The organism is Chloroflexaceae bacterium (assembly GCA_025057155.1).
In the GTDB taxonomy this organism is placed as follows: domain Bacteria; phylum Chloroflexota; class Chloroflexia; order Chloroflexales; family Chloroflexaceae; genus JACAEO01.
Genome location: JANWYD010000088.1, coordinates 1 through 729 on the forward strand (window position 1 = coordinate 1; position 729 = coordinate 729).

Here is a 729-nt window from a genome sequence, read left to right on the forward strand (position 1 = left end):
AGGGCGGCGACGGCGGCGCGCGTCATAGCGTGCATCAGCACGTGGGCGGGATGGCCGTATTCGCCGTTGCTGCCGTGAGTCAGCACAACATCCGGCCTGAACTGCTGGATGCAGTTGACGATTTGCCCGGCCAGCATCACCGGGTTGTGCTCAGGCGCGGAGAGCGTCCCGTCCGGTCCGATGGGCGGGTCTATATAGCCAAGAAAGGTCAGGCTCTTGCCGCCGAGCGCTTGCACCGCGCACACCAGTTCCTGCTCCCGCACCGCGCCCAGTTGCTCGCGGGTAGTCAGCGGCGGCTCGCCCAGTTCGCCGCCCTCGCCGCGCGTCAGGCAGACGACGTGCACCGCCACCCCGCGCGCGCTGAGCAGGGCCAGCGTCCCACCGCACAGGATGGTTTCATCATCAGGGTGAGCGACCAGACAAAGGAGAGAAGGCATCTTGGATTTTGGATTTTGGATTTTGGATTTTGGATTGCGGATTGCCAATCCAAAATCCATAATCGAGTCCACTGTAAAAAGGATGTTTCACCGCTGAGATCGCAAAGCACGCGGAGAAATAATTTAGAAGAACTCTGCATCTCCGCGGCGCGTTTCTTCAGTGCACTCATTGATGAATCGAAGGATAACCGAAAACTATTGAGCAAAGATTTCCGCCAACCCTCTCCGATGCCGACGTAGGATGGCAGCCACTTCTTCGCGCGTCGGGGCGGCTAGCGCCGTGCCGATCTTC

The 729-nt window shown here is 59.9% G+C and carries 1 protein-coding gene; it reads right to left on the bottom strand.

What is annotated here, in order from left to right; genetic code table 11:
• Positions 1 to 437, bottom strand: a 437-nt coding sequence (locus NZU74_20405; protein ID MCS6883691.1) for a PIG-L family deacetylase, incomplete at its 3' end; no start/stop codon positions are given.
• Positions 438 to 729: the final 292 nt, after the last annotated feature.